Annotated in this window: 2 protein-coding genes and 1 pseudogene; all 3 read left to right on the top strand. The window is 63.1% G+C overall.

The genetic code is table 11. The features are described from left to right. Positions 1–268: pseudogene (locus N4G42_RS25365) on the top strand (phage portal protein); the annotation flags it as partial. Beyond that, positions 237–908 (top strand): HK97 family phage prohead protease, encoded by a 672-nt coding sequence (locus N4G42_RS25360; protein ID WP_260669164.1) that lies wholly within the window; start codon positions 237–239, stop codon positions 906–908. The pseudogene N4G42_RS25365 and the gene N4G42_RS25360, both read left to right, overlap by 32 nt. A gap of 66 nt (positions 909–974) precedes the next feature. Next, the coding region (locus N4G42_RS25355) for a hypothetical protein (RefSeq protein WP_260669163.1) at positions 975–1,505 on the top strand (531 nt) is incomplete at its 3' end.

Raw genomic sequence — 1,505 nt, 5'->3', positions numbered from 1 at the left:
ACCTCGACAGCGGGCCACCATGACGGCCGAGTTCAGCCTCGACGCCCTGCTGCGCGGCAACGCCAAGGACCGCACCGAGATCGCGGCGAAGAAGGTGCAGAACGGCCTGGCCACACGAAATGAGATGCGCCAGCTTGAGAACGAACCGCCCATCGATGGCGGCGACGTGATCACGGTGCAAACCAACCTGCTGCCCATCGACAAGCTGGGCAAGGTGCCAACGAAAGGAACCAGCAATGCTGATTCGGAAAACCCTATCGCTCAGTGACGTATCCCTGAAGATGGACGGGGACACCGGCAAGTTCACCGGCTATGCCTCGGTCTTCAATGGGGTGGACGCCGCTGGCGACACCATCCTGCGCGGTGCCTTCCTCGAAACCCTGAGCCAGGCGCACCCCAAGATGTTCTGGAACCACAAGTGGGACATGCCCATTGGGAAATGGACCGTGGCGCGCGAGGACGAGAAGGGCCTTTTCGTAGAAGGCGAACTGACCAAGGGCCTCGCCCTGGCCGACGACGTGCACGCGGCCATGAAGCACGGCACCCTGGACGGCCTGAGCATCGGCGGGATGCTCAAGCGTGGCGACTACGACGAAACGAAGACGGGCAGGACCATCCGCAAGTGGTCCCGCCTGGTGGAGGTGTCCCCCGTGGTGTTCCCTGCCGATGGCATGGCCCGCATCGACACAGCCAGCGTGAAGTCTCTGGACTTCGAGGCGCTACTGCCCGAGTGCAAGACGGAACGAGACATTGAACGGCTGCTGCGGGATGCGGGGCTGGGCAAGTGGGAGGCGATGGCAACCGTCTCCCGGGCCAAGGCGATCTTCTCGGGACGGGATGTCCCCGACGACGCGGAAGCCAAGACCGAGCGCCTGATCCTGGAGCGACTCCAGCGTTTGGCCGCATAGCCACTCACCCCAACCCGCAACCAATGACCGCCCAAGAGGCGGTTTTTTCATTTCAGAAAGACGCATATGAAAAAGTCTCTTTTCTCCTTCCGCGCAATGGCTCTTCTGGCTGTTGCCTTCGTCGCACTGGGCGCTCAGGCAGCCGGCGTGGATATCCCTGCGCTCGTGGCAAGCAATCCGCACATGGCGCTGGGCCTCACCGGCTTTGCAATGCTCGGCGAACTCGACGGCACCTCCATCATGAAGGCTCTCGACGCGGTGGAGAGCAAATTGACCGCCATGTCCGAGAAGGCCGACGGCGAGATGAAGACCCTCGGCAAGGTGGCAACCGACACCAAGACCGCACTGGAAAACATCGGCGTTGAGCAGCGCACCCTGGCTGAGCGCCTGACCCAGCTCGAACAGAAGGGCTCTGCGCCTGGCAAGGATCAGCCTGAAGACACCAGCTGGGGCGCGCAGGTGGTCAAGTCGGCCGCCTTTGAAGCGTTCAACGCTGGCCAGACGCAGAAGGCTCGCATCGAGGTGAAGAACACGCTGACCGGCAGCGATGTGACCGTGGCTCCCGACCGTCGCCAGGGCATCGTGCCAGGCGCCCAG

The sequence above is a fragment of the Acidovorax sp. K2F genome, assembly GCF_025246485.1.
Lineage (GTDB): Bacteria > Pseudomonadota > Gammaproteobacteria > Burkholderiales > Burkholderiaceae_C > Acidovorax > Acidovorax delafieldii.
This window is presented reverse-complemented; position numbering and strand designations above follow the sequence as displayed.

What these genes read in the sequence shown, in the direction of transcription:
- N4G42_RS25360 (WP_260669164.1), top strand. Translation starts at nt 237, where the DNA reads ATGCTGATTCGGAAAACCCTATCGCTCAGTGACGTATCCCTGAAGATG.